Source organism: Mycolicibacterium sp. MU0053, assembly GCF_963378095.1.
Lineage (GTDB): Bacteria > Actinomycetota > Actinomycetes > Mycobacteriales > Mycobacteriaceae > Mycobacterium > Mycobacterium burgundiense.
Genome location: NZ_OY726397.1, coordinates 281,590 through 306,635, shown reverse-complemented (window position 1 = coordinate 306,635; position 25,046 = coordinate 281,590). Strand labels below are relative to the sequence as shown.

Sequence of the window (25,046 nt, the reverse complement as noted above, 5' to 3'; positions counted from 1 at the left end):
ATCCTGCCAATATGTCTGCAGTCCTGCCCGTCCTGAAGCGCACCGCCGCGGTGACGCTCGGCACGGCCATCGCCGGGGTCGGTTACGCGTCACTGATCGAGCGCAATGCGTTCGTGGTGCGGGAAGTGACCATGCCGGTGCTCAGTCCCGGTTCCTCGCCGCTGCGGGTGCTGCACCTCTCGGACCTCCACATGCGCCCGGCCCAGCGGCGCAAGCAGGCCTGGTTGCGCGAGTTGGCGCACTGGGAGCCGGATCTGGTGGTCAACACCGGCGACAACCTGTCGCACCCGAAGGCGGTCCCGGCGGTCGTCCAGGCGCTCGGCGACCTGTTGTCGGTGCCCGGCCTGTTCGTGTTCGGCAGCAACGACTACTTCGCACCGACGTTGAAGAACCCGGCGAAGTACCTCACCGACAGCGACCACCGCGTGCACGGGAACCCACTGCCCTGGCAGGACCTGCGGGCGGCGTTCACCGAGCGCGGCTGGCTCGATATGACCCACACCCGCCGCGAACTCGAGGTCGCCGGGGTCACCATCGCGGCCGCGGGCGTCGACGACCCGCACATCGACCGGGACCGCTACACCGCCATCGCCGGGCCCGCCAACGCCGCGGCCAACCTGCGCCTCGGCGTGGTGCACGCGCCGTACACCCGGGTGCTGGACCGCTTCGCCGCCGACGGCTATCAGCTGGTGATGGCGGGCCACACCCACGGCGGCCAGTTGTGCCTGCCGTTCAAGGGCGCGCTGGTCACCAACTGCGATCTGGACACGTCGCGCGCCAAGGGCGTGTCGAAGTGGGGTGCCGACATGGCGCTGCACGTGTCGGCGGGCCTGGGCACGTCGCCGTTCGCGCCGGTGCGGTTCTGCTGCCGGCCCGAGGCCACGCTGCTGACGTTGGTCGCGGCGCCGACCGGTGGACACGACCCGAGCCGCCAGATCGACCACTCGCATCCCACCGCGGCAGTGCACTGACGCGGTGAGCCCGGTCTGCGACCGCAGCCCCGACCGGGCCTGGGTCGACAACGCGGTGCGGCTGATCGAGGCCGACGCCCGGCGCAGCGCCGACACGCATCTCTTGCGCTATCCGTTGCCGTCGGCCTGGAGCGACGCGCACGACGTCCAGCTGTATCTGAAGGACGAGAGCACCCACATCACGGGCAGCCTCAAGCACCGGTTGGCGCGCTCGTTGTTCCTCTACGGCTTGTGCAACGGCTGGATCGGTCCGGGGACCACCCTGGTCGAGGCGTCCTCGGGATCGACCGCGGTCTCCGAGGCGTATTTCGCCGCGCTGATAGGACTTCCGTTCATTGCGGTGATGCCGGAGTCGACGAGTCCCTCCAAGATCGCGCTGATCGAATCCCAGGGCGGCCGTTGCCATTTCGTCGACAACTCGGCCGAGGTGTACGCCGAGGCGGAGCGGCTGGCCGCCGAGACCGGCGGCCACTACCTCGATCAGTTCACCAACGCCGAGCGCGCCACCGACTGGCGCGGCAACAACAACATCGCCGAGTCGATTTTTTCGCAGCTCAGCGAGGAGCCGCATCCGGTGCCGGCGTGGATCGTCGTCGGGGCGGGCACCGGCGGCACCAGCGCGACGATCGGACGGTATATCCGTTACCGGCGCCACCAGACCCGGCTGTGTGTCGTCGACCCCGAGAACTCGGCGTTCTACCCGTCCTATCAGCAGGGCCGCGAGGTCGTGATCGACGAGTCCTCACGGATCGAGGGGATCGGCCGCCCGCGGGTGGAGCCGTCGTTTCTGCCCGATGTGGTCGACCGGATGATCCAGGTGCCCGACGCGGCCTCGGTCGCGGCGGCCCGCCATGTCAGCGCGGTACTGGGACGGCGGGTCGGCCCGTCGACGGGGACCAACATCTGGGGCGCGTTCGATCTGCTGGCCGAGATGGTCGCGCAGGGGCACAGCGGTTCGGTGGTGACGTTGTTGGCCGACAGCGGGGATCGCTACGCGGACACCTACTTCTGCGACGCGTGGGTCAGCAGCATCGGACTAGACCTGTCCGAGGCCGCCGCGCAGTTGATGGAGTTCGAGCGGTCGTGCCCGGCGCGCTGATCGTCGGTATCGACGGCGTCGTCACCGGTGAGGACCAGCCACAGCGCGGCAAGTCCGAAAAATCCTCCGTAGAGGGCGGCACCCAGCGCGGTCATAGTTGAGCCTCTCCCGTCATTCCAGCTTCCGGCGGTTCAGGCTGTACAACCGCACGGGCCCGCGATATTCATCCCGACCCCGGCGGGGGTACTCGTTTGGCTTCCCGGCCCCGTGGTGCGATACGCTGTCGTGGCTTCATCGCGGGGTGTGGCGCAGCTTGGTAGCGTGCTTCGTTCGGGACGAAGAGGTCGCAGGTTCAAATCCTGTCACCCCGACAATGTGAGCAAGGCCCTGGCCAGGGATAACCTGGTCGGGTCCTTTTTCCATTACGAGGCCGGCCCGCCCTGCGTCCGCAGTGCGTCCGCAGCAGATTTCCTCATGGCTGCAACCGCCGCGTCGAATGCGTCCGCAACGGCCTCCAGATCGTCCGGGAACAGGTCGGCGTAGGTGTCCAAGGTCAGTGCTGCGGACTTGTGTCCGAGCATCGTCTGTACTGCCTTGACGTTGGCCCCGGCACTGATCGCCAAGGAGGCCGCGGTGTGCCGCAGATCATGCATCGTCGGGCGGGGCCAGTCGGTAGTCGCCTTGCCGTCGTCGTCGAGGCCACGCAGCCTGTCGACGGCCGGATTGAACACGCGGGTACGGAAGGTGGCGATGCGGAGCACCCCGCCGGCGGGCGCCGTGAACACCAGATCGTCGCGGCCCTTGCCCTGCATCTGGGCGGCGAGATCCTCGATAAGGAACCGAGGGAACGGCACTGATCGACGTTCGTGGTTCTTCGGCGTCGACCAGGTCAGTTTGCCGACGACCTCGGTGACCGACTCACGGATGTTGACCCGACGCCGCAGCATGTCGAAGTCGCGGACCTTCAGCGCCGCCATCTCCCCGTATCGCAGGCCGGTGTAGGCCAGGAACATCACCACCAGGCCGTCGCGGGCCATAGCGGCGGCCAGCTCGGCGACCTGCTGGTGTGTCAGGTAGGCCCGCTGCGAGTGCTTACGCCTTGGCGCCTTCACCGAATCGCAGGGGTTCCGCGGGATCCGGCGATCCTCGACGGCCAACGCAAGGATCATCCGCAACACGCCGAGGGCATTCTCGATCGTCGGGGCCTCCGACCCGCCCTCGTGCATCTCATCGACCCACGCGCGCACCGCCGAGGTCTGTACGTCGGCGACGGCAACGGATTTCCAGCGGTCCTCCACGTGAACCGTCCAGGCCGATGCCCTTGCCGCTTTGGTCGAGTCCTTCACGTGGGCTTGGGTTTTGAGCCACTGCTTGTGCATCTCCCCGACCGTCACCGCCCCGGCGCCGGGTGCCACATAGGTGCCGGTGACGATCGTCGAAGTGATGTCCTCAAGCCATTTGGTGGCATCGGCTTTCCGCGCGAAACCCTTGGCGATCTCCCGGCCGTCGGCGTCGACATACCTCGCCCGCCAACGCTTCCCCTTGCCGTGTGCCGCGGACGGGACAGTCTCAGTTGTGCCATCGGGGAGCCGGACCGTCTTTGTCCAACGGTCCTCGACACCCGCGCGGCGGTTACGCGTCTGCATAGTTCGGCGGCGGTATGTCTGGCGTGGAGTAATTTCTCTTGTAGAAGGCGTCCGCTACCGCCGACAACTCTGCGAGGGTTTGCGCAAGGTCGTCCCGTTCCTCCTGGGTCAGATTCTCTGCATCTGAATCCGGGCGAAGGGATGCGTACACAGTGACAAACAGTGGTCGCAATGTGGCGAACCGAGCAGCTTCTGCCTCAATCTGGTCCAGACCTGGCATTGAGGGCCGGTCCTCAGCCTCGCTGACGAGGCGCGTCACAGAATCGCTGGCCATGATGTAAAACCGAAGCAGCTCCAGCAGGCTACGCCGAAGTTGTTGAGCGTGTTCGTACTCTCTGCGCAGCCGGGCAGCATCGGCCGGTGCATCAAGGTTGCCGGCTAGTTCTTCAACGCTCGATTTGAGTAGCTTCGCCAATTCGATCCCTTCGCCGAGCTGGATCTGGCGGTCTCCGTTTTCGACCTTGTAGACGGTCGCCTGGTGCCATCGGAAGCCTCGGGCGGACATCTCCTTGGCGAGTCCGGCTTGTGTCATGCCTAGCGCCTCCCTGACGGACTTCACGTTGGCGGCGAACCGCGCTTCATCTAGCGACACGCCGCCAACATTAATCCGCATCGTCGTCTTGACGCAATCCAATCCGGTGTTAATCTATATCCGTCTTACTCATCAAACCAGATTGGAGTTTTCATGTCGGGCGACGAGCTGCTTCACACGAAGCAGGTGGAGCAGGAGTACGGGATCAACGCGGGGACGCTGAGGTTCTGGCGGTCCACCGATCAAGGACCGGCTTCGTTCACCCTCGGTCATCGCGGCCGGGTCGTGTACCGGCGCAGCGAAGTTGAACGCTGGCTCTCGGAGCAGGAGCAAGCGACGAAACGCGGCGGCCGGGAGACGGCCTAATGCGGGAGCTTCCGCAGCAGGATCACTGCGACCTGGGCCTGGTGCCCGATCAGGACCGGACCGAGGATCTTCGGCCCGGAAAGAGAAATGCCCCCGGCTGGTGCGCGAACACCGCCGAGGGCGATCAGAACAACCCACTCACCCAAGAACAGGAGCTCTAGCGATGACTGTATCCGAAACCGTCTACCCGCCGCTGCCGGCCGGTGCGGACACCACCGATGTGAACCCGTGGGAAACGCACGACGGGTGCACCTGCCGATTGGTCTGGTCGCACCCGATGCCGCTACCCGATGAGTTGGCCGCCGAGGACGTTCGTGTTGTCGTGTCCCAACGTACCGACGGCGGCATCGTCGACGAGCCGGAAGACCGCCCGCTGATCTACCTCGGTGGCGCCGACTACTCGATCGAAAGCGCGCGGGCACTGGCTCAGGCGCTCACTACGGCTGCGGATCTGGCGGACCAGTGGGTTGGCAAGAAACCCGACCTGCAGGAGCTGCTGATCGGTGCCCGTGACGAGCTGCAGCGGGTCTTTGCCGCAGTGCGGATGCTGCCCGGCAACGCCGACTCGTACGTGATCGCCGCACTGGACAGCATCGCTGACGCCGCCCAGGCGGTGACCCGATGAGCGCGAAGAAGAAGGTCGAGGTCGAGCAGGTCGACTTGCAGCCCGTCGAGCTGGACCCGCCGGACCCGGCGCTGGTGCGCTGGCAGGAACTTGCTGACCGGGACTGGATGATCTGCCACGACGGCGATGCATCCAAGGTGCTGGAATTCCCCCGGCCAGAGTGGGCTGTGGAAGACAGCGATCACATAGGCAAATCGCCATTCGGAACGGCCTACCGCTCTGAGCGCGCAGTCGTGACGGCCCGAGGCTGCGCCGACGCACGCAACAAGGACGGCCTCATGAGCCCCGCGCACGTGAACGTCCTCGCGGAACTGTGGGAAAGCGGAACCAGGAAGGTCTATCTCGGCATCGCTCGATTCGAAAACGAAAAATGGAGCGAAACGATGCTCGGCCTGTACCCCTCCGAAGCCCTGGAGCTGGCCGAGGTGTTGCGCGCGGCGGTCGACCTGCTCGGCGGTACCGGTGACTGATCAGCACGAGATGGAGGAGGCCCGCCCCGATCGTGGGGCGGGCACTCCGCTCGACCGCGACGAAGAATCTCGGGTCGCAGTCCGCTGCAAGGTCTGCGGATCGTGGGTCGTGGCGAACGATTCCGTGCGGGATCGTATCGGGCCGAAGTGCCGAGCTAGGGCGGCAGCCGATGGGTAACCGTCAGATCAACTACGTAACCGTCTATGAGTTCCTGCGACACCAGCTCGGAGACAAGCCGGCGGTGCTGCCTGGAACCCCAGCGTGGCAACTGTTGCCCGACGACCATCCCGACAAATGGCGTGCCGTGCTGTGGGCCGCGATCTGGTGGTGCCTATCCGAGGACACCCGCCAAGAGGCGATGGCCGAATCCAGCCGCGAAATCTCCAGCGCCGCTCCGTGGTCTGCGCTCGCTCAGCGAGTCGCGCAGGGCCGCAGCAGCGCCTACATCGAACGACGAAAGGCGGCATCGTGACAGAAGACGAATTCTGGTCGGCCACCGACCAACTCAAGCTGATCCACCAATGGGCACGCGCCAGGTACGTAGCACCGTGGGCGCTGCTGCTTGCGGTCCTACTGCGGGCAATCGTGTCCACCGGTCACCGTGTGATGCTGCCCGGCCCGCCAGCACCAGCTTCCCTGAATATGGCCATCGTGCTCATCGGCCGATCCGGTTCCGGTAAAGGCGTCACCGACAAGCTGGCGCGCATCGTCTGGCCCGCGTCCATTCACGAGGAAGGACTTGGTTCCGGTCAGGGCATCCACGAGTTATTCAAGGAGACGAAGGACCCTGACGACCGGGTCACGCGCGCACTGTTCACCGTCTCCGAGATCGACCACATGGCCGCGCTGGCATCCGGCCGGGAGAACAACACCCTCGCCGCCCTCAAGGCCGGACTGACCGGTGACCGGTTGGGCAGCAAGGGTGCGTCCGCGGCCACGACGCGATCTGTTCCGGCCGACTCCTACCGGCTGGGTCTGTCGATCAGCGCGCAATACGGCCACACCGCAGTACTGCTCGATGACGTAAGTGGTGGAACGCCCCAACGCATGGTCTGGGGATCGGTCACCGACCCCTCCATTCCAGATACGCCCGGCCCTGAACCCGACCGGGTACTGGACACGAAGCTGCCGACGTGGGCGCTGGCCGACAAACAGGTGCTGATTCAGTACGGCACCCCGGATATCGCTGAATACGTCGCGGCGGGGCTGCTGGCCAACCAGCGCGGCGAGCTCGACGCCATCGACGGTCACCGGACCTTGACCCGGCTCAAGGTCGCCGCAGCCCTCGCCATCGTGGACCACCGTTCGGTCATCTCCGACCTGGATTGGCAGCTGTCTGAGGTCGTCATGGCGAAGTCCGACGCAACCCGACAGTCTGTGCTGGAGTACGACCGACAGGCAGCCCGAGCAAAGGTCAGAGAGCGCGCGGCTATCCGTGCAGCGGGCGAGGACTTCTACGACGCCAGTCGCCTGGAGACCGTCAAACGCTCAATACTGCGGATGCTGGAGCGCGACGGAGAACAGCAGGGCAACGTGCTCCGCTCTCGGCTCGGCCGCAAAGAGAAGCGCGAGCTATTCGACCAAGCCATCGTTTTGCTGGAAGCCGCCGGTCTGGTGACTTCGATGCCTGGTTTACAGAAGGGCACCCGCTATCGGACAGGTGGTCAGGGTGACCACGACGGTCAGGGTGCCTTTGCGCAGGTCAACCACCCCGACCACGTTGGTCAGGGTGACCACTCTGCAATGGCCAACGATGTCGATACCGCCAGGTCAGACGATTCCGACCATCAGGCAGATGACGAACATCGGCCGCCGCTACCGACTCCCGAGGACACCATGAAGCTACCCCGACCGACAGCCTGTGCACGTTGCTACGTAGCCCTACCCGCAGCTGCAACACGCGCACTGTGCGACGACTGCGACGGCGCACCAGCCCCGATCACGAAGACCAAGCAGCGACCCGAGCGGCAGATGCACGTCGTCCACAGCGGCCAGATCGCCAAGCGTGACGGCGGCCTCGGCGGCAGCGGTTACCACCTCCAAGCCCCCAACGGACACCCGCCTCGGCAAACACCACGGGAGACCGCATGAGCAACACCATGCAGGATCTCCTGGCCGCTCTCGCTGGTGCTCCAGCGTTACCCGGTGCGAGATGTCGCGGCAAAAGCGTGCTCTTTGACGAGGCCGGCCGCGACGAACCCGCCGAGGTAGCCGAGCAGCGCCACGCCCAGGCCCTCGGACTGTGTCAACACTGCACCGCCCTCGCGTCATGCACGCAGTGGTTCGACTCGCTGCCCCCGACGCAACGCCCCGCCGGTGTCGTCGCCGGACAGATCAACGAATCCCACCGCGGCAGACCAAGAAAGGCCCACGCATGAAGATCCAGTTCCTCCGCGTCCTCGGGCAGCGCTCCCAATCGCCGGCCGTCGTCGCCGTGGCCGATGACCACGTCGTGCGGTGGCGCCCCACCGCCGGGTGGTCGTGCGACTGCGACGACACCACATTCCCCAACTGCCCACACATCCCCGCCGTCGAAAACCTGATCGACCCGAAGGTGACCGGAAAGGAAACCCCATGACCGACACCCCCAATCCCCGGCTGAACCTGTCCGAGGCCGCAATCCTCGACTGCCGCAACGTCTCACTGATCGCCTACCCACTCGACGACAGAACCCTGGGCACCGCCCTGGTACTCGACACCGAACAGTTCGGCCAGATCGTCGCACCCCTGACCATCAGCCAGGTTCGTGCACTCGGTGCGACCTGCCTCGACACCGCCAACGCCACCCCGCAAGACATGGCCCGCATGATGCAAACCATGAACGACGACAAGGAGTAACCATGACCGACGAAACCACCACCGACGCAACCGAGGTCGACACCACCACGGTCGACAACCTCGACACCGAGGCCACCAGTGAGACCACCGAGCCAACAGGAGTCGATCTGGAATCTGACCCCGAGGCCACCGAGGACGACGACAACGACAGCGACCCCGCCGAGGACCGCGGCGGCCGCGACGCCGCCAAATACCGGCGCAAGCTGCGCACCGCCGAAGCCGAACGCGACCAGCTCGCCGAACGCCTCGAAGCCATGCAGCGCAACGAAATCGAACGCCAAGCACAAGCCGCCCAACTCAAACCCGCCGCACTGTGGGCCGCCGCCAAACTCGACGACCTGCTGGCCGAGGACGGCACCGTGTCCACCGAGGCTGTCGCCCAGGCCGTCGAGACCGCACGCGAAACCCTCGGCGTGCCACCACCGCGGCGCAACCACGTCGCGGGAGAGGGCCGCAACCCCAGGACCGCACGCCGGACGGGCCGTGACGCCATGACCGCCGCGGTTATGGGCAGCAACGATTAGACTGGGCAGTGCGCCGGGGCCACACTCCCCGCGGGAGCACCCCGGCGCACGCCGCCCCAGGAGGGCCACCGCTCGAGCCTCGTAGGCCAGCGGAACAACAACCACCCCGTTACCTCCTGGAGGAATCATGGCTACACACACCACCCCGACCAGCCCCAAAGCGTGGGCGCCCGACCAGACCGCCTACGTGCCCGGCGATGTCATCCCCGATGCACTGTTGCTCACCACCTCGACCGTGGTCGGCAGCATCGAAGGCGACGAGCCTGCCGTGCGCGTGCCGTTCGTCGCCAACGACGGCACCGTCGGATTCGTCGCCGAGGGCGCAACGATCCCCGACGCCGATCAGGACTTCGACGAAGTGGTCGTGCTCACCGGCAAGATCGCCACACTGGGCAAGTACAGCTACGAGACGCTGCAACAGCCAGAAGCCGCCCGCCTCGTTGTGGAGTCGCTGAGCCGCAACGTCATCCGCAAGGCCAACGCCGCCTACCTCGGCAACGCCGCCATTGCCGACGGGCCGACCGGCCTGCTCAATATCGTGGGCATCACCAACGGCGGCGTCATCGGACCCGACCTCGACGCCGTGGTCGACGCGGTGGCCGGCATCGAAGCCGCAGGTGGCACGGCAACCCACATCATCGCCGCACCCGACGCGTGGGCATCGCTGTCCAAACTCAAGCGTGCCGATACCAGCAACGAGAGCTTGGTGGGAGCGGGCACTGTGGCCGCTGAGCGCGCACTGCTGAGCCTGCCGGTGTTCGTGACACCCGATATGCCCAGCCACGAAATCCTCGTAGGCGACCGCTCGGCCATCGTCGCCGCACAGTCCCTCGTCCGACTGGCCCGCTCCGAAGACGCCTATTTCTCTGCTGACGTAATCGGCGTACGGCTGACCTGGCGTCTGGGCTGGAACGTCATGCACCCCGACCGCGTGGCCAAGCTCAGCACCCTCGAACTCGGCAGCTGACACTGATGTCCGGCGGTGATGATCGACCCGGCCGACCGAGCCCTGTTTGAAACCGACGCTGACCTCGGCGTTTGGGGGGTGGGGGAGGTACCCCAACGGGTGCCCACCCCGCCCCTCCGGGTCATAGGCGATACCCCCCATTCCATTTTTCTTTTTGGGACCACTGGGGGGAGGGGGTGTTCGGGGGAGGGCTGCCTATGACCCGAGGGGCGACGGAAGCCGGGGCCTGGGTGCCTCCCCCACCCGCTCACCCCACCTGACCCCGCCCCCAGTCAAGAGTCGCGATGTGTACGGGTCTGGGGGATTTTGACCGCGCCTGGAGAGCTGAGCGATATATCGGCAAAGGTCCCAGACCCCGTACAGACCGAGGGTCCTGACTGGGGTAGGGGTCAGGTCGCGGGTGAGTCCCGCGACTGCCACCCACCCCCCGAAAGGTGTCGAGTGCGGGCATCGCCTGGGATGGACACGGTAGGTTGCTGCGTTATGCAACTGCAGGGATGGGCCGCTCGGTGACACGGCCGAGACACCCAACGAAGGAGCTAGAGAAAGTCCTGCGCGAAGCGGAAGCAAAGGGTTGGCGAGTAGAAAAGCGGCCGAGCAGGTACTTTAAGATGAAATGCCCTTGTGACGGTTTGCACATCAAGACGGTAAAACTCAGCCCGTCGAATCCGTACTATGAGCAGCAGTTGCGCAATCAGCTCTCACGCGCGACATGCTGGGACAGCCAAGGAGGTGAGTAGCGATGGCAGGCATGGTTGAAATCGAGATGCGGTTCTTCGCCTCTGATGGCGACAGAGACCCCGTTCGATTTGAGCATTTTCTCGACGCAGTAGTTGACGAGTTCGCGAAGCAGGGCTTCGACGTCGACTACTCAGCGGTGGCATCGGCACTTGAAGCTACGTTCACTATCGACGTGTCCGATGGTTCAGAAGGCGCACTTATTGCGGGCTTGACTGCCCTTCAGACAGCGCTCGCAGCGGTTGGCGTTGATGCCGACATTGCCGGTGGCCACGAGGTCCTGTCGACGCGCAAACTCGCGTTGGCGTAACGGTACAACCAGATCTCCACCGAAGCGTCCGCAGTGCGTCCGCAGTAGGTTCACCAACCGCCCTCGCCGGTCAACGTCACCAACGATCTGACCTCGCATTATTCGTCCGGCCCAACACCGTCAATAGACACAAACGTCCAGTACGTGGAGTTCGGGACGAAGAGGTCGCAGGTTCAAATCCTGTCACCCCGACAATGTGAGCAAGGCCCTGACTGGTTCACCAGTTCAGGGCCTTCTTGCTTTTCCGGGCTACCGCACTCAGCGGGTCTTTTCGTTCCCCAGCTGCTGCTCGACGTCGTGGGCGTTGCGGGGGCTGCTCGTGCTGAAAAAGACCGCCATGTCGTGGAAGGCCTGCAGCGCCCGCTGTGACCCATCGTCTTCCGGCTCGGGGCCCAGGCGCAACTCCTGGGCTCGCTGGCTGATCACCGGGTCAAGACTGTGTTCGGCGATCAACGCCAGAAGTCTGTCGATTCGCCCGTCGATGATCGAAGTCGAATCGAGCGCACCAACGCGCCTACCCTCACTGATATTCACGGCTACCCCCTGAGCCATCCCACACCCGTCACGCCATTGTTACCGACGGGTATCGAACTTGCGGGAATTCGGCGATGATTGTGACTTCCGTTACTAAAGAGGCAGGTTGGGCGGCATTCACCGCCGTGGACCGTGCCCCGGAACCGAGGATGCCCTGATGAACGCCGTTCCCCGCGCCGATCTGCCCGCACTCGACACCGATGTCTTGGTCGTCGGGGCGGGCCCCACCGGACTGATGGCGGGGCTGGTCCTCAACCGCCGGGGGGTCGCCGCCGTGGTGGTCGATCACAAGGCCGGTCCCACCCGGGAGTCCCGGGCGCTGGCGGTGCACGCGCGCTCCATGGAGATCTATGACCAGCTGGGCCTGGCCGAGACCGTGCTGGCGCGCGCCAACCCCGCGACACGCATCCAGGTCGGCGCGTCCGACCGCGGCGATGGCGCCGACATCTCGCTGCTGCAGACCGGGGCCACCCGATTCCCGGGGGTGCAGATTTTCGAGCAGAGCCACAACGAGGAGTTGCTCAACGAGGCGCTGGCCGCGGGCGACGGGGCCATCCGCTGGCGGCACCGGCTGGTCGATCTGGTCGACCGCACCGCCGAACCCGACGGCCGGGTGGACGCCCTGCTCGAGGATGACCGCGGCGGGCTGCTTCGGGTGCGCGCACGCTTCTGCATCGGTGCCGACGGCGCTTCCTCCGCGGTGCGACGGCAGCTCAACCTGCCGTTCGAGGGCACGACCGACGACGCCACGTTCTGGGTTGCCGACGTGCACGACGTGCACGGGGTGCCCGAGGGCGCGGTGAACCTACGGATCGGCAAATCGACCTTCGCGGTCATCTTCCCGCTGGGGCCCGGCGGTCACACCCGACTGGTGGCGCTGGCACCCAAGGACGCGATCACCCAGGAAGAGGCGCTGGCGGCCGCCGACGCCGACTTCGGGTTGACCCACGGCGCGGTCGACTGGTTTGCGACCTACCGGGTGCACCACCGGGTGGCCACCAAGTTCCGCGTCGGCTCGGTGTTTCTGGCCGGCGACGCCGCGCACGTGCATTCCCCAGTCGGCGGCCAGGGCATGAACACCGGTCTGCAGGACGCGCACAACCTGGCGATGCTGCTGGCCGACGTGATCCAGGGTCGCAGGGCGGCCGGGGCGCTGGACCGCTTCGAGCGCGAGCGCCGACCGGTGGCGCTGACCCTGATCAATGTGACCGACCGGGCCTTCGGCGTCGTCGGACGCCGCAGCGTGTTCCCGGCGCTGCTGCGAAGAGGCATGGCCGCCTTCGGATCCCGGGCGATTCCGCTGCTCGGCAAAACCGCGCTGGGCGGGCGATTGGGCGGCCTGGTCGGGCAGTACCGCATCCACTACCACTTTGCCGACGACCGCCCGCTTTGGGAGCAGGACCCGGCAGTGGGTCGCCGGTTGCCGCCGGTCGCCGACAATCAGCAGGCCCTCGACACCATGGCCTGGCAACTGCACACCTACCGCGCCGGCGACGTCGCGCGGCCCGACGTGCCGGCCTGGGTCGAAGGCCCGCACGCGTTCGGCCCCGATGAGCAGCACCGGCTGCGCTCCGACCGCTTGTACCTCGTCCGACCCGACCAATTCGTTGCCGCATCGATTCCGTTGTGGGGCAGCGGGGTTGACTCAGCACAGCTGCGATCCGCGATCGCGGCGCATCAGTTGGTTGTTGGATCGCCGGCGGCATCCCATGACGAACGCCCGCCGATCGTCAGCCCAGAAGGCCCAACTGATCACTGACGATCAGTCCGGGAAAGAAGATCAGCAGGGTCACCGGCGCAGCCAGCAAGCCGATCAGCATTCCACGTCCAACTTGCCCCAATGTGCCAGGTCGGGTCACAAGAATGACACCTACCACGAGATCGATCAGCAGTAGCGGCAAACCCAATATCCCCAGCGGCCACCACGGGATAAAGGTCCAAGCGCCGACACCCGCCACCAGCACGCTGCCCATCGAAGCCAGGAAAGTCGCTGCGCTGTAACGCTGTCCGGCTGGGTCGGGCACCGTCTCGCTCACCACTGGAAGTACACCCACCCGAAGAGGATCCCTCCGACAAGGACCACCACGTTGGAACCGACGATTGCCAAGGCGAGTGCGTGGTGCCGCGGGGATCGTGACTTCAACAACGGGAACATCACCACCGCCGACAAAAGTAGAGCAACCGCGGCACCAGCTAGAAGCGCCGGGTATTCCCGTAGCTCGAAGGGCGATTTCCCCAGCCGCCAATAGACGACGATGACGATTCCCAAGACGAGCTGGGCCGCGAATGGCGCGGCCCATGTCGCGGTACGCCAGGATGCGGAGTCGAGATTTCGCAGAATCGCGAAAGATGTCAACCGGATCTCCCCCACCCGCCAAAGCCTATGGCGCACGATCAGGCGCGCAATTCACCCGCTAGGGTCGCAGCGTGACAGGTGTCAAGAAGAGCTGGATCGCACGGCTGCTGGAATTCGAGCGCGACGGCGACTCGTTCGTCCCACCCCAGACACACGCCGGGCCCGGCGAGCGGCTGTTCGGCGGCCTGATCGCGGCCCAGGCGCTCGGTGCCGCCGGCGCGACCGTCGACCCCGCCAAGCACCCCCAGTCCCTGCACCTGTACTTCGTCCGCGGCGGCGTCTACAGCGTGGACGTGGAATTCCAGGTCGAACGCACCCGCGACGGCCGCTCCTTCGACACCCGCCGGGTCACCGCGATCCAGAACGGCGCGGTGATCCTGGAGATGATCGCCTCATTTCACCTGCCCGAACCCGGCGCCGACCGGCACCCGCCGGCGGATGTCACCGTCGGACTCGACGACGCCGTGGTCAAGGAACCCAGCGTTGAGTTCGCCGACCGCTTCGAAATGCGGACCATGCCCGGGGACACCTCGGAGTTCGCCATTCCGCCGTTTTGGATCCGGACCCGCGACGTCATCGAAGACGATCCGCTGGTGCGCAGCTGCGCCCTGGTCTTCATGTCGGATTTCGGCCCGGTGCCGGTGGCGCGACCAGCCGACATGCCATCGGATCCGAGTGCGGGATTCGCCGCGAGCCTGGACCACTCGGTGTGGTTCCACCGCCCGTTCGACCCGCGCGCGTGGCATCGCTACGACGTGCACTCGCTGAACAACAGCGACTCCCGGGGTTTGGTGCGCGGCGCCCTGTACAGCACCGACGCTGCGTTGATCGCGACGACATCCCAGGAGGCGTTGTGGCGTTCATGACACCCCGGTCAAAATGTTTGTCCTTGCACGCGCGGTGACCGATACTTTGCAGGTGTCAAAAAGAACCGAGGAAGAGTTGCTGACGGAGGTTCAGCGGCGCCTTGCCAACGAGTTTTCCGAACTCCCCGACGACGTGGTCTCCGCCGCGGTCTGGCAGGCACGGGACCGTTTCACCGGCAGCAAGATCCGCGACTTCGTCCCACTTCTGGTCGAACGTCGGGCAGTCGCCGAGCTGTCGCACGCGATGGCCTGACCTGCCCGGTCAGCCGATCACAGGCGGTCTTTGACGAACGCCGCGATGCGGCCGCCGTCGGCCTTTCCATCGGCGATCGCCGTGGCGGCCTTCATCACCTGCCCCATCTGCTTCACGCCCGGGGCATCACCATTGGCCTCGGCCACCTGAGCGATGGCCGTGTTGACCACATACGCCAGTTCGTCGTCGTTGAGTTGGGTGGGTAGGTACTCGTCGATGACGCTGGCCTCGGCGCGCTCGTTGGCGGCCAGCTCGCCTCGCCCGTTGCTGACGTAGATCTGCGCGGCTTCCCCGCGCTTGCGGGCCTCGCGCGTCAACACCTTGATCACTTCGTCGTCGGTCAACTCCCGCGATTGCTTCCCCGAGACCTCCTCGGTTTGGATCGCGGCCAACAACATTCGCAGGGTTGCGGTGCGCAGCTTGTCCTGCGACTTCATCGCGTCGGTCAGATCGGCGCGCAACCGGCTCTTCAATTCGGCCATGCCCTGACGCTACGCCGCCGAACCATTTGCTGTGACCGGCTTGGCCTCGGCATGCCAGACTGGTCGGAACGCCAACGAGGAACGACGACAGGGGAACAGCCCGGTGAGCATGCCGCCTATCGGAGAGGGTTGGCCGCCGCCGCAGCCTCCGCAGGGCGTGCCGCCGGGGTACGGCCCGTCTCCCGGCTACGGCCCACCCCCTGGCTACGGCCCACCACCCGGCTACGGCCCACCTCCCGGGTACGGCCCAGCGCCTTACTACGGCCCACCCCCGGGTTACCCGCAGCAGCCGATGGAACTGCGACCGGGCGTCATCCCGCTGCGGCCGCTCACCCTCAGCGACCTCTACAACGGTGCGGTCGGCTTCATCCGCACCAACCCGAAGGCCAGCCTGGGCCTGACCGCCATCGTCGTGATCCTCACCCAGACCCTCGCGCTGATCCTGCAACTCGGGCCCATGCAACAACTGGCCACCGCCGACCCGGAAAGCACCGCCTTCGGCACCGCTTTCGTGGACAGCGTCTGGACCGAACTACCGGGCATGCTGATCAGCGCCCTGGCCGCGATCGTGCTCACCGGCATGCTGACCGTCGTGGTCGGCCGGGCCGTTTTCGGCTCGCCCATCAGCATCGGGGAGACCTGGTACCGCATCCGGGACCGCATCCTGGCGCTGATCGGCGTGACGCTGCTCGTCTCGCTCGCCTACGTGGTGCTGATCCTGGTCGCCGTGGTGGTGATCGCCGCGCTGGCCGCGGCCGCCGGCACCATGGCGGCGGCACTCATCGGCATACCGCTGGCGTTGGTGGCCGTCGCGGCCATGCTGTGGATCTCCGTCGTGACCGCGTTCGCCCCCGTCATCGTGGTGCTGGAGCGGCAACCGATCCTGGCGTCGCTCGCCAGGTCCTACGCCCTGATCCGGGGCGACTTCTGGCGGGTGCTCGGCATCTGGCTGCTCACCCGCGTGGTGACCTACCTGGTGGCCATGGCCGTCGCGGTGCCGTTCATGCTGGCGGCGGTGATCGCCGGCGGCCTGGTGGGCGCCTCGAGCACGGCGATCACCGTCGCGGCGCTGCTGGCCACCGTGGGCGCGATCGTCGGGCAGATCATCACCACGCCGTTCACCGCCGGCGTCACGGTGCTGCTCTACACCGATCGCCGGATCCGGGCCGAGGCCTTCGACCTGGTGCTGCGCACCGGCGCAACCACCAACCCGGCCGACCCGCAATCCACCGACCACCTCTGGTGGAGCCGCTGAGGTGTCCGCTGTGCCCACCATCGATATCGACCGCGACACCGCACACGAGCTCGCCCAGCGCGAGTTGAGCAGCCCGATCTACCCCAAACCCGCCCTGTCCGAACAACTCAGCAACTGGCTCGACGAGGCGATCTATCGGATCGTGTCGGCGGGGTCCACCGTTCCGGGCGGCTGGTTCACCCTCACGCTGCTGGCGATCCTGGTCGCCGTGGCGGTGGTGGTCGCCGTGCGTATCGCCCGAAACACCATGCCCACCAATCGAAGTGCGGACCAGCCGCTGTTCGGGTCCACCGTAATGAGCGCCGATCAGCACCGCGCGACCGCCGAACAGTGCGCCGCGGGCGGGGACTGGGCCGCGGCCATCCGGCACCGGCTGCGCGCGGTGGCCCGACACCTCGAAGAGACCGGGGTGCTCGACGCCGTACCGGGACGGACCTCGCTCGAGTTGGCGCGCGCCGCCGGATCGGCCATGCCCGACCTGTCCCGCGAATTCGTCGACGGGGCCACCACATTCAACGACGTGACCTTCGGTGAGCGGCCCGGCACCCCCGAGGCCTACCGACAGGTCGCCGACCTCGACGACCATCTTCGGTCCCGGCCCGCCGGTGCGCGCCGCCCGGTGCCGGGTGCGCCGGCCGACCCGACGTGGGCCCAGATCCGATGACCGCCACCATCACCGAGGCGCCGCCGCGGCGCGGTCGCACCTGGCGTTGGATCGCGCTCGCCGTCGTGGCCATCGTGGTGCTCGCCGCCCTGACCGCATGGCTGACGGCGCCGCGTGCGGGTGGCCGGATGGACCCGGACGCCACCGGACCCGACGGGGCGCACGCCCTGATCACGCTGCTGCGCGAGCAGGGCGTGCGAATCGAGGTCGCCGACACCGCGGCCGAGGCCGCCGAGTTGGCCGGGCCGAATTCGCTGCTGTTGGTCGCGCAGACCTACTACCTGTGGGATGACGCACTGTTGGACACGCTGGCCGAGGCCCGAGGCGACCTGCTGCTGGTCGAACCCACCTCGCGGACCCGCGAAGCGCTGGCCCCGGGAATCGAGACCGGCACCGAGTCGTTCCTGAGCGGTGAGCCGAATTGCGATCTGCGCGAGGCGAATCGGGCCGGCTCCGCGCGCCTCGGTCCAACCGCGGTATATACGGCCGCCGACGGCGGTGTCGACCTCACCCGGTGCTACGAGGGCGCCCTGGTGCGCTATGCCGACGGGGACCGCACCATCACCGTCGTGAGCACCGCCGACTTCATGACGAACTCGACGCTGCTGCGCGAGGGCAACGCCGCGCTGGCAATGAATTTGGTCGGCGCGCATCCGCGGTTGGTGTGGTACGCGCCGCAGCAACCCGAGGGCGAGCACGGCGGCGGCGCCGCCAGCATCACCGACCTGATCCCCGACCGGGTGCACTGGATCGTCTGGCAACTGTGCCTCGTCGTCGCCCTCGTCGCACTGTGGCAGGGCCGCCGGCTGGGGCCGCTGGTCGCCGAGAAGCTGCCCGTGGTGGTCCGCGCCTCGGAAACCGTGGAGGGCCGCGGCCGGCTGTACCGGTCCCGGCGGGCCCGCGGTCAGGCCGCCCACGCGCTGCGCACCGCGACGCTGCAGCGGCTGACCCCACGCCTGGGTTTGGGTCCCGGCACCGACCCCGCGGCGCTGGTGGCCGCGATCGCGCAGCACACCGCCCGACGCGCGACGAGCCTGGATCCGCAGTTGGTCCACCATGCGCTGTTCGGGCCGGTCCCGGCCGGCGACGAAGATCTGGTACATCTGGCTCACGCCCTCGACGACATCGAAAGGCAGGTCGCACACTCGTGACACAGCCCACCCAGGCGCCCGCCCAGTCCGCGGCCGCGGAATCCGCCCGCTCGGCGCTGCTGGATCTGCGCGCCGAAATCGCCAAGGCCGTCGTCGGGCAGGACGCCGTGGTCAGCGGGCTGGTGGTCGCGCTGCTGTGCCGCGGCCACGTCCTGCTCGAGGGCGTGCCCGGGGTCGCCAAGACGCTGCTGGTGCGCGCCCTGGCCGCGGCCCTGCAACTGGAGTTCAAGCGCGTCCAGTTCACCCCCGACCTGATGCCCGGCGATGTCACCGGCTCGGTCATCTACGACGCCCGCACCACGGCGTTCACCTTCCGGCCCGGCCCGGTGTTCACCAACCTGCTGCTGGCCGACGAGATCAACCGGACCCCACCCAAGACGCAGGCCGCGCTGCTCGAGGCCATGGAGGAGCGCCAGGTCAGCGTCGACGGCGAGGCCCAGCTGCTGCCCGATCCGTTCATCGTCGCGGCCACCCAGAACCCCATCGAGTACGAGGGCACCTATCAGTTGCCCGAGGCCCAGCTGGACCGGTTCCTGCTGAAGCTCAATGTGCCGCTGCCGCCGCGGGATCAGGAGGTCGCCATCCTGACCCGCCACGCGCAGGGCTTCGACCCGCGGGACCTGTCGTCGCTGCGTGCCGTCGCCGGGCCGGCCGACCTCGCCGCCGCCCGCGAAGCCGTCCGCGAGGTGTACGTCGCCGACGAAATCCTCGGCTACATCGTCGATATCGTCGGCACCACCCGGCACTCGCCGGCGCTGCAACTGGGCGTCTCGCCGCGCGGCGCGACGGCACTGCTCAACACCGCCCGCTCCTGGGCGTGGCTGTCCGGCCGCAACTATGTGAGCCCGGACGACGTCAAGGCCATGGCCCGGCCCACCCTGCGGCACCGGATCGCGCTGCGGCCCGAATCCGAACTCGAGGGCGCCACACCCGACGGTGTCCTCGACGGAATCTTGGCGGCCGTCCCGGTCCCACGCTAGTGATTCTGACCGGTCGCGCCGGCCTGGTGGCACTGCTCTGCGTGCTGCCCATCGCGTTGTCCCCCTGGCCGGCAACGGCTTTCGTCGTACTGCTGGCGGGTCTGCTGGTCGCCGTGGTGGCCGACGTCGCGTTGGCGGCCAGCCCCCGGGCGCTGACGCTGTCGCGCGGCGGCGATACCTCGGCCCGCCTGGGCGAACCGGTACCGGTCGAGCTTCGGATCCACAACAGCGGTGCCCGCCGGTTCCGCGGCTGGGTGCGCGACGCCTGGCCGCCCAGTGCGCGCGCCGAACCGGCCCGCTGCGCGGTCGACATGGCGGCCGGGCACAGCGAACTCGTACAGACCCGGCTGCGTCCGGTCCGGCGCGGGGATCAGACCTCGGCGGTGGTGACGGCGCGCGCACTGGGCCCGCTGGGGCTGGCCGGTCGGCAGCGCTCACATCCGGCGCCGTGGACCGTGCGGATCCTGCCGCCGTTTCTGTCTCGTAAGCACCTGCCGTCGCGGCTGGCCAAGCTGCGTGAACTCGACGGCATGGTGCCGGTGTTGATCCGCGGGCAGGGCACCGAATTCGATTCGCTGCGTGAATATGTCATCGGCGACGACGTCCGCTCCATCGACTGGCGGGCCACCGCCCGCCGCGCCGACGTCGTCGTCCGCACCTGGCGGCCCGAGCGGGACCGGCGCGTGGTCATCGTCCTGGACACCGGCCGCACCTCGGCCGGGCGCGTCGGGGTCGATCCCACCGCCGGCGACCCGGGCGGCTGGCCCCGGCTGGACTGGTCCATGGACGCCGCGCTGCTGCTGGCGGCGCTGGCCGCCCGCGCCGGTGACCACGTGGACTTCCTAGCCCACGACCGGGTCAGCCGCGCCGCGGTCGTCGGAGCCTCGCGCACCGAGTTGTTGGCGCGACTGGTGCAGGCGATGGCACCGCTGGAACCCGCGTTGGTGGAATCCGATTTCACGGCAACGGTTTCCGCGATACAGCGCCGGGTGCGGCGCCGGGCCCTGGTGGTGTTGTTGACCGACCTCAACGCCTCGGCCCTGGACGAGGGCCTGCTGCCGGTGCTGCCCCAGCTGACGGCCAAGCATCAGCTGATCGTGGCCGCGGTCAGCGATCCGCGCGTCGACGCCCTGGCGCAGGGTCGCGCCGATGCCGCCCAGATCTACGACGCCGCGGCCGCGGAGAAGTCCCGCAACGACCGCGGTGCGCTGGCGGCGCGGCTGCGGCGCAGCGGCGTCGAGGTGGTCGACGCCGCCCCCGAGGACCTGGCTCCCGCCCTGGCCGACCGCTACCTGGCGATGAAGGCCAGCGGCCGGCTCTGAGCTCCGGCTCGCGTCACCGGGTGGGGACGAAGTCGGGGGCGTCGGCGATGTCGCCGGTTTCGCCCGCGGCCAGCGCCCGTCGACCGAAGTGCACGACGTAGGCCAGGAACGCCACCTCGGCGAGCACCCCGATCGCGATGCGCACCCACGTCGGGAACGGCGAGGGCGTCACCAGCGCCTCGATGAGCCCCGACACCAGCAGCACCGCCACCAGCCCGACCGCCACCGAGACCACGGCGCGGCCCTGCTCGGCCAGCACTTGGGAGCGGGGCCGGTCCCCCGGTGAAATCACCGACCAGCCCAGCCGCATGCCCGCGGCCGCGGCCAGGAACACCGCCGTCAACTCCAGCAGGCCGTGCGGGGCGAGCAGGCCCAGGAACAGATCGCCCTTGCCGGCGTCGAACATCAACCCGCCCGCGACACCCACGTTGGCCGCGTTCTGGAACAGCACATAGGGAATCGGCAGACCCAGCAGCACCGCGAAGGCAATGCACTGCGCGGCGACCCAGGAGTTGTTCACCCACACCCGCAGCGCGAACGAACCCGCCGGATTCTCGCTGTAGTAGGACTCGAAGTCGTGGTTGACCAGCTGCTCGATATCGCTGGGGGTGCCGATCGTGGCCTGCACCTCGGGGTTGTGCGCCACCCAGATGCCGATCGCCACCGCGACGATGAGGAATCCCACCGCCGAACCCAGCCACCAGCGCCAGCATCGGTAGGCCACCACCGGAAACGACACCGTCCAGAATCGGAGGAACTCGCTCCACAGCGGCGCGTGCGCGCCCGTCACCGCCGACCGGGCCCGCGCCACCAGCGTCGAAAGCCGCCCGACCAGAGCCGAATCCGACGACGACGACCGCACCATCGACAGGTGCGTGGAGACCCGCTGATACAGGTCGACCAACTCGTCGACCTCGACGCCGGAGAGCTTGTTGCGACGCTTGACCAGGTATTCGAGCCGATCCCAGGTGGGGCGGTGTGCCACCACGAATGCGTCGACGTCCACCCGGCGAAGTCTAGTAGCGTCGGGACAATGGTCGGCACACCTACGGGCGCGGTGGTCACCGGTGACGCGGTGGTCCTCGACGTGCAAGTCGCGCAGTTGCCGGTGCGCGCGATCAGCACGCTGATCGACGTCACGGTGATGATGCTCGGGTATCTGCTCGGCGTCGGTCTGTGGGCCGTCACGCTGCTGCAGTTCGACCCCGCGCTGTCGGCGTCGGTGTTGATCATCTTCACGGTGCTGGTGCTGGTGGGCTACCCGCTGATCTTCGAGACCGCGACGCGGGGCCGGACGCTGGGCAAGATGGCGATGGGGCTGCGCGTGGTGTCCGAGGACGGCGGCCCGGAACGATTCCGGCAGGCGCTGTTTCGCGCGCTCTCCAGCGTCGTGGAAATCTGGATGTTCACCGGCGCCCCGGCGGTGATCTGTAGTCTGTTGTCCCCCAAAGGGAAACGAATCGGGGACATCTTCGCCGGGACGGTGGTGATCAGCGAACGCGGCCCCAAGCTGGCGCCGCCGCCGGTGATGCCGCCCCAGCTGGCCTGGTGGGCGAGCACGCTGCAACTGTCCGGACTCGGTCCCGAACAGGCCGAGCTGGCCCGCCAATTCCTTTCCCGGGCAAATCAGCTCGAGCCGATGCTGCGCGATCAGATGGCGGCCCGCATCGCCGGCGAGATCGCCGCCCGGATCTCGCCGCCGCCCCCGCCGGGCACCCCGCCGCAGCACCTGCTGGCCGCGGTGCTGGCCGAGCGGCATCGCCGCGAACTGGCCCGACTGACCGCTCGCGCGCCCGGATACGGCCCGCCGAATGCGCCGGGGTACGGCGCACCGCACGTGCCGCCCGGTCCGGGGTATGGCGCACCGCCGGCGCCCGGCTACGGCTACGGCGGCCCGCCGGCGCCGCTCGGGGGAGCGCGGCGCCCCCACCCCGCCGCCCACCGGTTTCACCCCGCCGTCCTGACCGCGCGCGCCCCTCGCCGGCGTGAAATGGGACACCAATGTCCTATTTTGGCCCAATTCTGATACATTTTCCCGGTGATCGGTACGGAGAGCGGGGTGCGCGGACGCACGAGGAAGGCCATCCTCGACGCCGCGATGTCAGTGCTGTCCGAAAACCCCGCGGCCCCGCTGACCGACATCGCCGACGCCGCCGAGGTGGGCCGCAGCACTGTGCACCGGTACTTTCCGGAACGCGCCGACCTGATCCGCGCCCTCGCGCTGCACGTCCATGCGATCAGCAATGCGGCGATCGCGGCCGCCGATCCCGCGAGCGGGCCACCGGGGGCGGCCCTGCGCCGGGTGGTCGAATCCCAGCTCGACCTGGGCCCGATCGTCGCCTACATCTACGTGGACCCCACCGTCATCGGCGACCCCGACCTGCTCGCGCACCTCGAAACCGGCGACGAGGCCGTCATCGAAGTGCTGGAACGCGCCGGCGCCGACCGCGCGAACACCCCGCCCGGATGGGTGCGCCGCGCCTTCTGGGCGCTGCTGCAGGCCGGCTTCGAATCGGCCCAGCAGGACGGCACCCCCCGCCACCAGATCGTCGACGCCATCATGGCCACCCTCACCGAGGGCGCCATCAACCCCGGCTGAGCCCCCCGGCACAGCTGTAATCAGGAGTCCTTTCCATGTCCGCCCGGCTCAAGGCCACCGAACCCACGGCAACGCCGCCGTCCACCCCGCGCACCGCCTGGTTTGCGCTGGCGGTGCTGATGCTGCCGGTCCTGCTGGTCGCGATCGACAACACGGTGTTGGCCTTCGCGCTGCCGGCGATCGCCGAGGACTTCCGGCCACCGGCCACCACCCAGCTCTGGATCGTCGACGTCTACTCCCTGGTGCTGGCCGCCCTGCTGGTGCCGATGGGCAGCTTCGGGGACCGGATCGGCCGACGTCGCCTGCTGCTGTGGGGCGCCACCGGCTTCGCGATCGCCTCGACGGTGGCCGCCTTCGCCCCCACCGCCGAAGCGCTGGTCGCCGCGCGCGCCCTGCTCGGCGTGTTCGGGGCCATGCTGATGCCGCCGACCCTGTCGCTGATCCGCAACATCTTCACCGACGCCACCGACCGCCGCCTGGCCATCGCCATCTGGGCGTCCTGCTTCACCGCCGGCTCGGCGCTGGGTCCGATTGTCGGCGGCGCCCTGCTGGAGCATTTCCACTGGGGTGCAGTGTTTTTGGTGGCGATCCCGATCCTGTTGCCGCTGCTGATCTTCGCGCCGCGGGTGGTTCCCGAATCGCGGGACCCCAACCCGGGCCCGCTGGATCTGCTCAGCGTGACGCTGGCCTTCGCCGCCATGCTGCCGTTCGTCTGGGCCATCAAGAGCCTCGCCCACGACGGCCCGTCGATCGCGGCCGCTGCCGCGTTCGTGCTCGGCATCGGTTCGGGTGCGCTGTTCGTGCGCAGGCAGAACCGCAGCCAGACACCGATGTTGGACATGAGCCTGTTCCGCTACGGCCCGTTCAGCTCCTCGATCCTGGCCAACTTCCTATCCATCGTCGGACTGATCGGCTTTTTGTTCTTCATCTCCCAGCACCTGCAGCTGGTCCTGGGGCTTTCGCCGCTGACCGCCGGGCTGGTCACGCTGCCCGGCGCGCTGATGTCGGTGGTCGGCGGCCTCGCCGTGGTGCGACTGGCCCGGCACTTCTCGCCGCAGACGTTGATCATCGCGGGGCTGACGCTGGTCTCGGTCGGCTTCCTGCTGATCCTGTTGTTCCGGCACGACCTGACGGTGGTGGCGGTCATCGCGTCGTTCGTGGTGCTCGAACTCGGCGTCGGGGTGTCCCAGACGGTGTCCAACGACACCATCGTCAGCTCGGTCCCGGCCGCGAAATCCGGTGCCGCGTCGGCTGTTTCGGAGACCGCCTACGAGCTGGGCGCGGTGGTCGGGATGGCCACCCTGGGCACCATCTTCACCGCGTTCTACCGCGCCCAGGTCGACGTGCCCGCACACCTGTCGACGGCCCAGACCAACGCCGCCGGCGAGAGCATCGGCGGTGCGGTGGCCGTGGCCGAAGAACTGCCGCCCGCCCTCGGCGAGCAACTGCTGGAGTCGGCCCGCGTGGCCTTCGACTCGGGCATCGCCCCCACCGCGGCGATCGCCGCCGCACTGACCGCCGCGGCCGCGATCGCAGTGGCGTTCGCCTTCAAGTGAT

Annotated in this window: 31 protein-coding genes and 1 tRNA gene; 25 read left to right on the top strand and 7 right to left on the bottom strand. The window is 67.9% G+C overall.

Annotated elements, in window-relative coordinates:
• Positions 1–11: 11 nt before the first annotated feature.
• The 3 genes from RCP80_RS01425 (at position 12) to RCP80_RS01415 (ending at position 2,381) form a co-directional block, all read left to right on the top strand.
• Positions 12–971 (top strand): metallophosphoesterase, encoded by a 960-nt coding sequence (locus RCP80_RS01425; protein WP_308480652.1) that lies wholly within the window; start codon positions 12–14, stop codon positions 969–971.
• A 4-nt stretch (positions 972–975) separates the two neighbouring features.
• On the top strand, positions 976–2,070 hold the full coding sequence (gene cds1 / locus RCP80_RS01420) for an L-cysteine desulfhydrase Cds1 (RefSeq protein WP_308480651.1): 1,095 nt from the start codon (positions 976–978) through the stop codon (positions 2,068–2,070).
• A gap of 237 nt (positions 2,071–2,307) precedes the next feature.
• Positions 2,308–2,381, top strand: a tRNA-Pro gene (locus tag RCP80_RS01415).
• Positions 2,382–2,432: 51 nt separating this feature from the next.
• Here RCP80_RS01415 and RCP80_RS01410 read toward each other — a convergent pair.
• Together RCP80_RS01410 and RCP80_RS01405 are read right to left on the bottom strand one after the other, a co-directional pair.
• Positions 2,433–3,656 carry a tyrosine-type recombinase/integrase gene (locus RCP80_RS01410; RefSeq protein ID WP_308480650.1) on the bottom strand — a complete coding sequence of 408 codons (1,224 nt, stop codon included), beginning with the start codon at positions 3,654–3,656 and terminating at the stop codon, positions 2,433–2,435.
• On the bottom strand, positions 3,643–4,248 hold the full coding sequence (locus tag RCP80_RS01405; RefSeq protein ID WP_308480649.1) for a helix-turn-helix domain-containing protein: 606 nt from the start codon (positions 4,246–4,248) through the stop codon (positions 3,643–3,645). Before RCP80_RS01405 ends, RCP80_RS01410 begins: the two co-directional genes overlap by 14 nt.
• A gap of 93 nt (positions 4,249–4,341) precedes the next feature.
• Between RCP80_RS01405 and RCP80_RS01400 the strand changes: the two genes are divergently transcribed.
• The 11 genes from RCP80_RS01400 to RCP80_RS01350 all read left to right on the top strand — a co-directional run bounded on the left by RCP80_RS01400 (position 4,342) and on the right by RCP80_RS01350 (position 11,027).
• Positions 4,342–4,554: a helix-turn-helix transcriptional regulator gene (locus tag RCP80_RS01400; protein WP_308480648.1), complete on the top strand. Its 213-nt coding sequence runs from the start codon at positions 4,342–4,344 to the stop codon at positions 4,552–4,554.
• The gene (locus RCP80_RS01395; protein ID WP_308480647.1) at positions 4,554–4,715 is read left to right on the top strand and encodes a hypothetical protein; all 162 of its coding nucleotides are present in this window, start codon (positions 4,554–4,556) and stop codon (positions 4,713–4,715) included. Before RCP80_RS01400 ends, RCP80_RS01395 begins: the two co-directional genes overlap by 1 nt.
• Positions 4,716–4,717: 2 nt before the next feature.
• A complete protein-coding gene (locus RCP80_RS01390; protein ID WP_308480646.1) occupies positions 4,718–5,179 on the top strand; it encodes a hypothetical protein in 462 nt (153 codons plus the stop codon).
• A complete protein-coding gene (locus tag RCP80_RS01385; protein ID WP_308480645.1) occupies positions 5,176–5,649 on the top strand; it encodes a hypothetical protein in 474 nt (157 codons plus the stop codon). Before RCP80_RS01390 ends, RCP80_RS01385 begins: the two co-directional genes overlap by 4 nt.
• Before the next feature lie 170 nt (positions 5,650–5,819).
• On the top strand, positions 5,820–6,122 hold the full coding sequence (locus RCP80_RS01380; protein ID WP_308480644.1) for a DUF2742 domain-containing protein: 303 nt from the start codon (positions 5,820–5,822) through the stop codon (positions 6,120–6,122).
• 170 nt (positions 6,123–6,292) lie between these two features.
• Entirely contained in the window at positions 6,293–7,741 is a 1,449-nt protein-coding gene (locus tag RCP80_RS01375) for a hypothetical protein (RefSeq protein WP_308480643.1), read from the top strand.
• Between the two features lie 283 nt (positions 7,742–8,024).
• On the top strand, positions 8,025–8,228 hold the full coding sequence (locus tag RCP80_RS01370) for a hypothetical protein (protein WP_308480641.1): 204 nt from the start codon (positions 8,025–8,027) through the stop codon (positions 8,226–8,228).
• Positions 8,225–8,488, top strand: a complete 264-nt coding sequence (locus RCP80_RS01365; RefSeq protein WP_308480640.1) for a hypothetical protein — start codon at positions 8,225–8,227, stop codon at positions 8,486–8,488. Before RCP80_RS01370 ends, RCP80_RS01365 begins: the two co-directional genes overlap by 4 nt.
• Before the next feature lie 2 nt (positions 8,489–8,490).
• Positions 8,491–9,012 (top strand): hypothetical protein, encoded by a 522-nt coding sequence (locus tag RCP80_RS01360; RefSeq protein ID WP_308480639.1) that lies wholly within the window; start codon positions 8,491–8,493, stop codon positions 9,010–9,012.
• Positions 9,013–9,139: 127 nt separating this feature from the next.
• On the top strand, positions 9,140–9,979 hold the full coding sequence (locus RCP80_RS01355; protein ID WP_308480638.1) for a phage major capsid protein: 840 nt from the start codon (positions 9,140–9,142) through the stop codon (positions 9,977–9,979).
• Between the two features lie 742 nt (positions 9,980–10,721).
• Positions 10,722–11,027: a hypothetical protein gene (locus RCP80_RS01350; protein ID WP_308480637.1), complete on the top strand. Its 306-nt coding sequence runs from the start codon at positions 10,722–10,724 to the stop codon at positions 11,025–11,027.
• 258 nt (positions 11,028–11,285) lie between these two features.
• Here the strand turns inward: RCP80_RS01350 and RCP80_RS01345 are convergent, their stop codons facing one another.
• Positions 11,286–11,579 carry a hypothetical protein gene (locus tag RCP80_RS01345; RefSeq protein WP_308480636.1) on the bottom strand — a complete coding sequence of 98 codons (294 nt, stop codon included), beginning with the start codon at positions 11,577–11,579 and terminating at the stop codon, positions 11,286–11,288.
• Positions 11,580–11,718: 139 nt separating this feature from the next.
• Between RCP80_RS01345 and RCP80_RS01340 the strand changes: the two genes are divergently transcribed.
• Positions 11,719–13,320: an FAD-dependent oxidoreductase gene (locus tag RCP80_RS01340; protein WP_308480635.1), complete on the top strand. Its 1,602-nt coding sequence runs from the start codon at positions 11,719–11,721 to the stop codon at positions 13,318–13,320.
• Here RCP80_RS01340 and RCP80_RS01335 read toward each other — a convergent pair.
• Complete coding sequence (locus tag RCP80_RS01335; RefSeq protein WP_308480634.1) at positions 13,292–13,597, bottom strand: hypothetical protein; 306 nt, start codon at positions 13,595–13,597, stop codon at positions 13,292–13,294. The genes RCP80_RS01340 and RCP80_RS01335 overlap by 29 nt on opposite strands.
• Entirely contained in the window at positions 13,594–13,932 is a 339-nt protein-coding gene (locus RCP80_RS01330; RefSeq protein ID WP_308480633.1) for a hypothetical protein, read from the bottom strand. The genes RCP80_RS01335 and RCP80_RS01330 overlap by 4 nt, the downstream gene beginning before the upstream one ends.
• A 56-nt stretch (positions 13,933–13,988) precedes the next feature.
• Between RCP80_RS01330 and RCP80_RS01325 the strand changes: the two genes are divergently transcribed.
• A complete protein-coding gene (locus RCP80_RS01325) occupies positions 13,989–14,783 on the top strand; it encodes an acyl-CoA thioesterase (RefSeq protein ID WP_308480631.1) in 795 nt (264 codons plus the stop codon).
• Positions 14,784–14,835: 52 nt separating this feature from the next.
• Positions 14,836–15,036 carry a three-helix bundle dimerization domain-containing protein gene (locus RCP80_RS01320; protein WP_308480630.1) on the top strand — a complete coding sequence of 67 codons (201 nt, stop codon included), beginning with the start codon at positions 14,836–14,838 and terminating at the stop codon, positions 15,034–15,036.
• Between the two features lie 17 nt (positions 15,037–15,053).
• Here RCP80_RS01320 and RCP80_RS01315 read toward each other — a convergent pair whose 3' ends face one another.
• Positions 15,054–15,518 (bottom strand): GatB/YqeY domain-containing protein, encoded by a 465-nt coding sequence (locus RCP80_RS01315; protein ID WP_308480629.1) that lies wholly within the window; start codon positions 15,516–15,518, stop codon positions 15,054–15,056.
• 109 nt (positions 15,519–15,627) lie between these two features.
• On the opposite strand from RCP80_RS01315, the gene RCP80_RS01310 reads away from it, so the two are divergent.
• From RCP80_RS01310 to RCP80_RS01290, 5 genes are read left to right on the top strand one after another with little or no spacing between them, the layout of a single operon-like run.
• Positions 15,628–16,773 (top strand): DUF7847 domain-containing protein, encoded by a 1,146-nt coding sequence (locus tag RCP80_RS01310; RefSeq protein WP_416223201.1) that lies wholly within the window; start codon positions 15,628–15,630, stop codon positions 16,771–16,773.
• Positions 16,774–16,783: 10 nt separating this feature from the next.
• Positions 16,784–17,437: a DUF4129 domain-containing protein gene (locus RCP80_RS01305; protein WP_308480627.1), complete on the top strand. Its 654-nt coding sequence runs from the start codon at positions 16,784–16,786 to the stop codon at positions 17,435–17,437.
• Positions 17,434–18,588 carry a DUF4350 domain-containing protein gene (locus RCP80_RS01300; protein WP_308480626.1) on the top strand — a complete coding sequence of 385 codons (1,155 nt, stop codon included), beginning with the start codon at positions 17,434–17,436 and terminating at the stop codon, positions 18,586–18,588. The genes RCP80_RS01305 and RCP80_RS01300 overlap by 4 nt, the downstream gene beginning before the upstream one ends.
• Positions 18,585–19,568 carry an AAA family ATPase gene (locus tag RCP80_RS01295; RefSeq protein WP_308480625.1) on the top strand — a complete coding sequence of 328 codons (984 nt, stop codon included), beginning with the start codon at positions 18,585–18,587 and terminating at the stop codon, positions 19,566–19,568. The genes RCP80_RS01300 and RCP80_RS01295 overlap by 4 nt, the downstream gene beginning before the upstream one ends.
• Positions 19,568–20,890, top strand: coding sequence for a DUF58 domain-containing protein (locus tag RCP80_RS01290; protein ID WP_308480624.1), 1,323 nt, complete (start codon positions 19,568–19,570; stop codon positions 20,888–20,890). Before RCP80_RS01295 ends, RCP80_RS01290 begins: the two co-directional genes overlap by 1 nt.
• Positions 20,891–20,903: 13 nt before the next feature.
• Here the strand turns inward: RCP80_RS01290 and RCP80_RS01285 are convergent, their stop codons facing one another.
• On the bottom strand, positions 20,904–21,896 hold the full coding sequence (locus RCP80_RS01285) for a stage II sporulation protein M (protein ID WP_308480623.1): 993 nt from the start codon (positions 21,894–21,896) through the stop codon (positions 20,904–20,906).
• Positions 21,897–21,923: 27 nt separating this feature from the next.
• Between RCP80_RS01285 and RCP80_RS01280 the strand changes: the two genes are divergently transcribed.
• From RCP80_RS01280 to lfrA, 3 genes are read left to right on the top strand one after another with little or no spacing between them, the layout of a single operon-like run.
• A complete protein-coding gene (locus tag RCP80_RS01280) occupies positions 21,924–22,916 on the top strand; it encodes an RDD family protein (RefSeq protein ID WP_308480622.1) in 993 nt (330 codons plus the stop codon).
• Between the two features lie 12 nt (positions 22,917–22,928).
• Entirely contained in the window at positions 22,929–23,489 is a 561-nt protein-coding gene (locus RCP80_RS01275) for a TetR/AcrR family transcriptional regulator (RefSeq protein WP_308480621.1), read from the top strand.
• Between the two features lie 35 nt (positions 23,490–23,524).
• Positions 23,525–25,045 (top strand): efflux MFS transporter LfrA, encoded by a 1,521-nt coding sequence (gene lfrA / locus RCP80_RS01270; protein ID WP_308480620.1) that lies wholly within the window; start codon positions 23,525–23,527, stop codon positions 25,043–25,045.
• The last annotated feature ends 1 nt before the right edge of the window (position 25,046 follow it).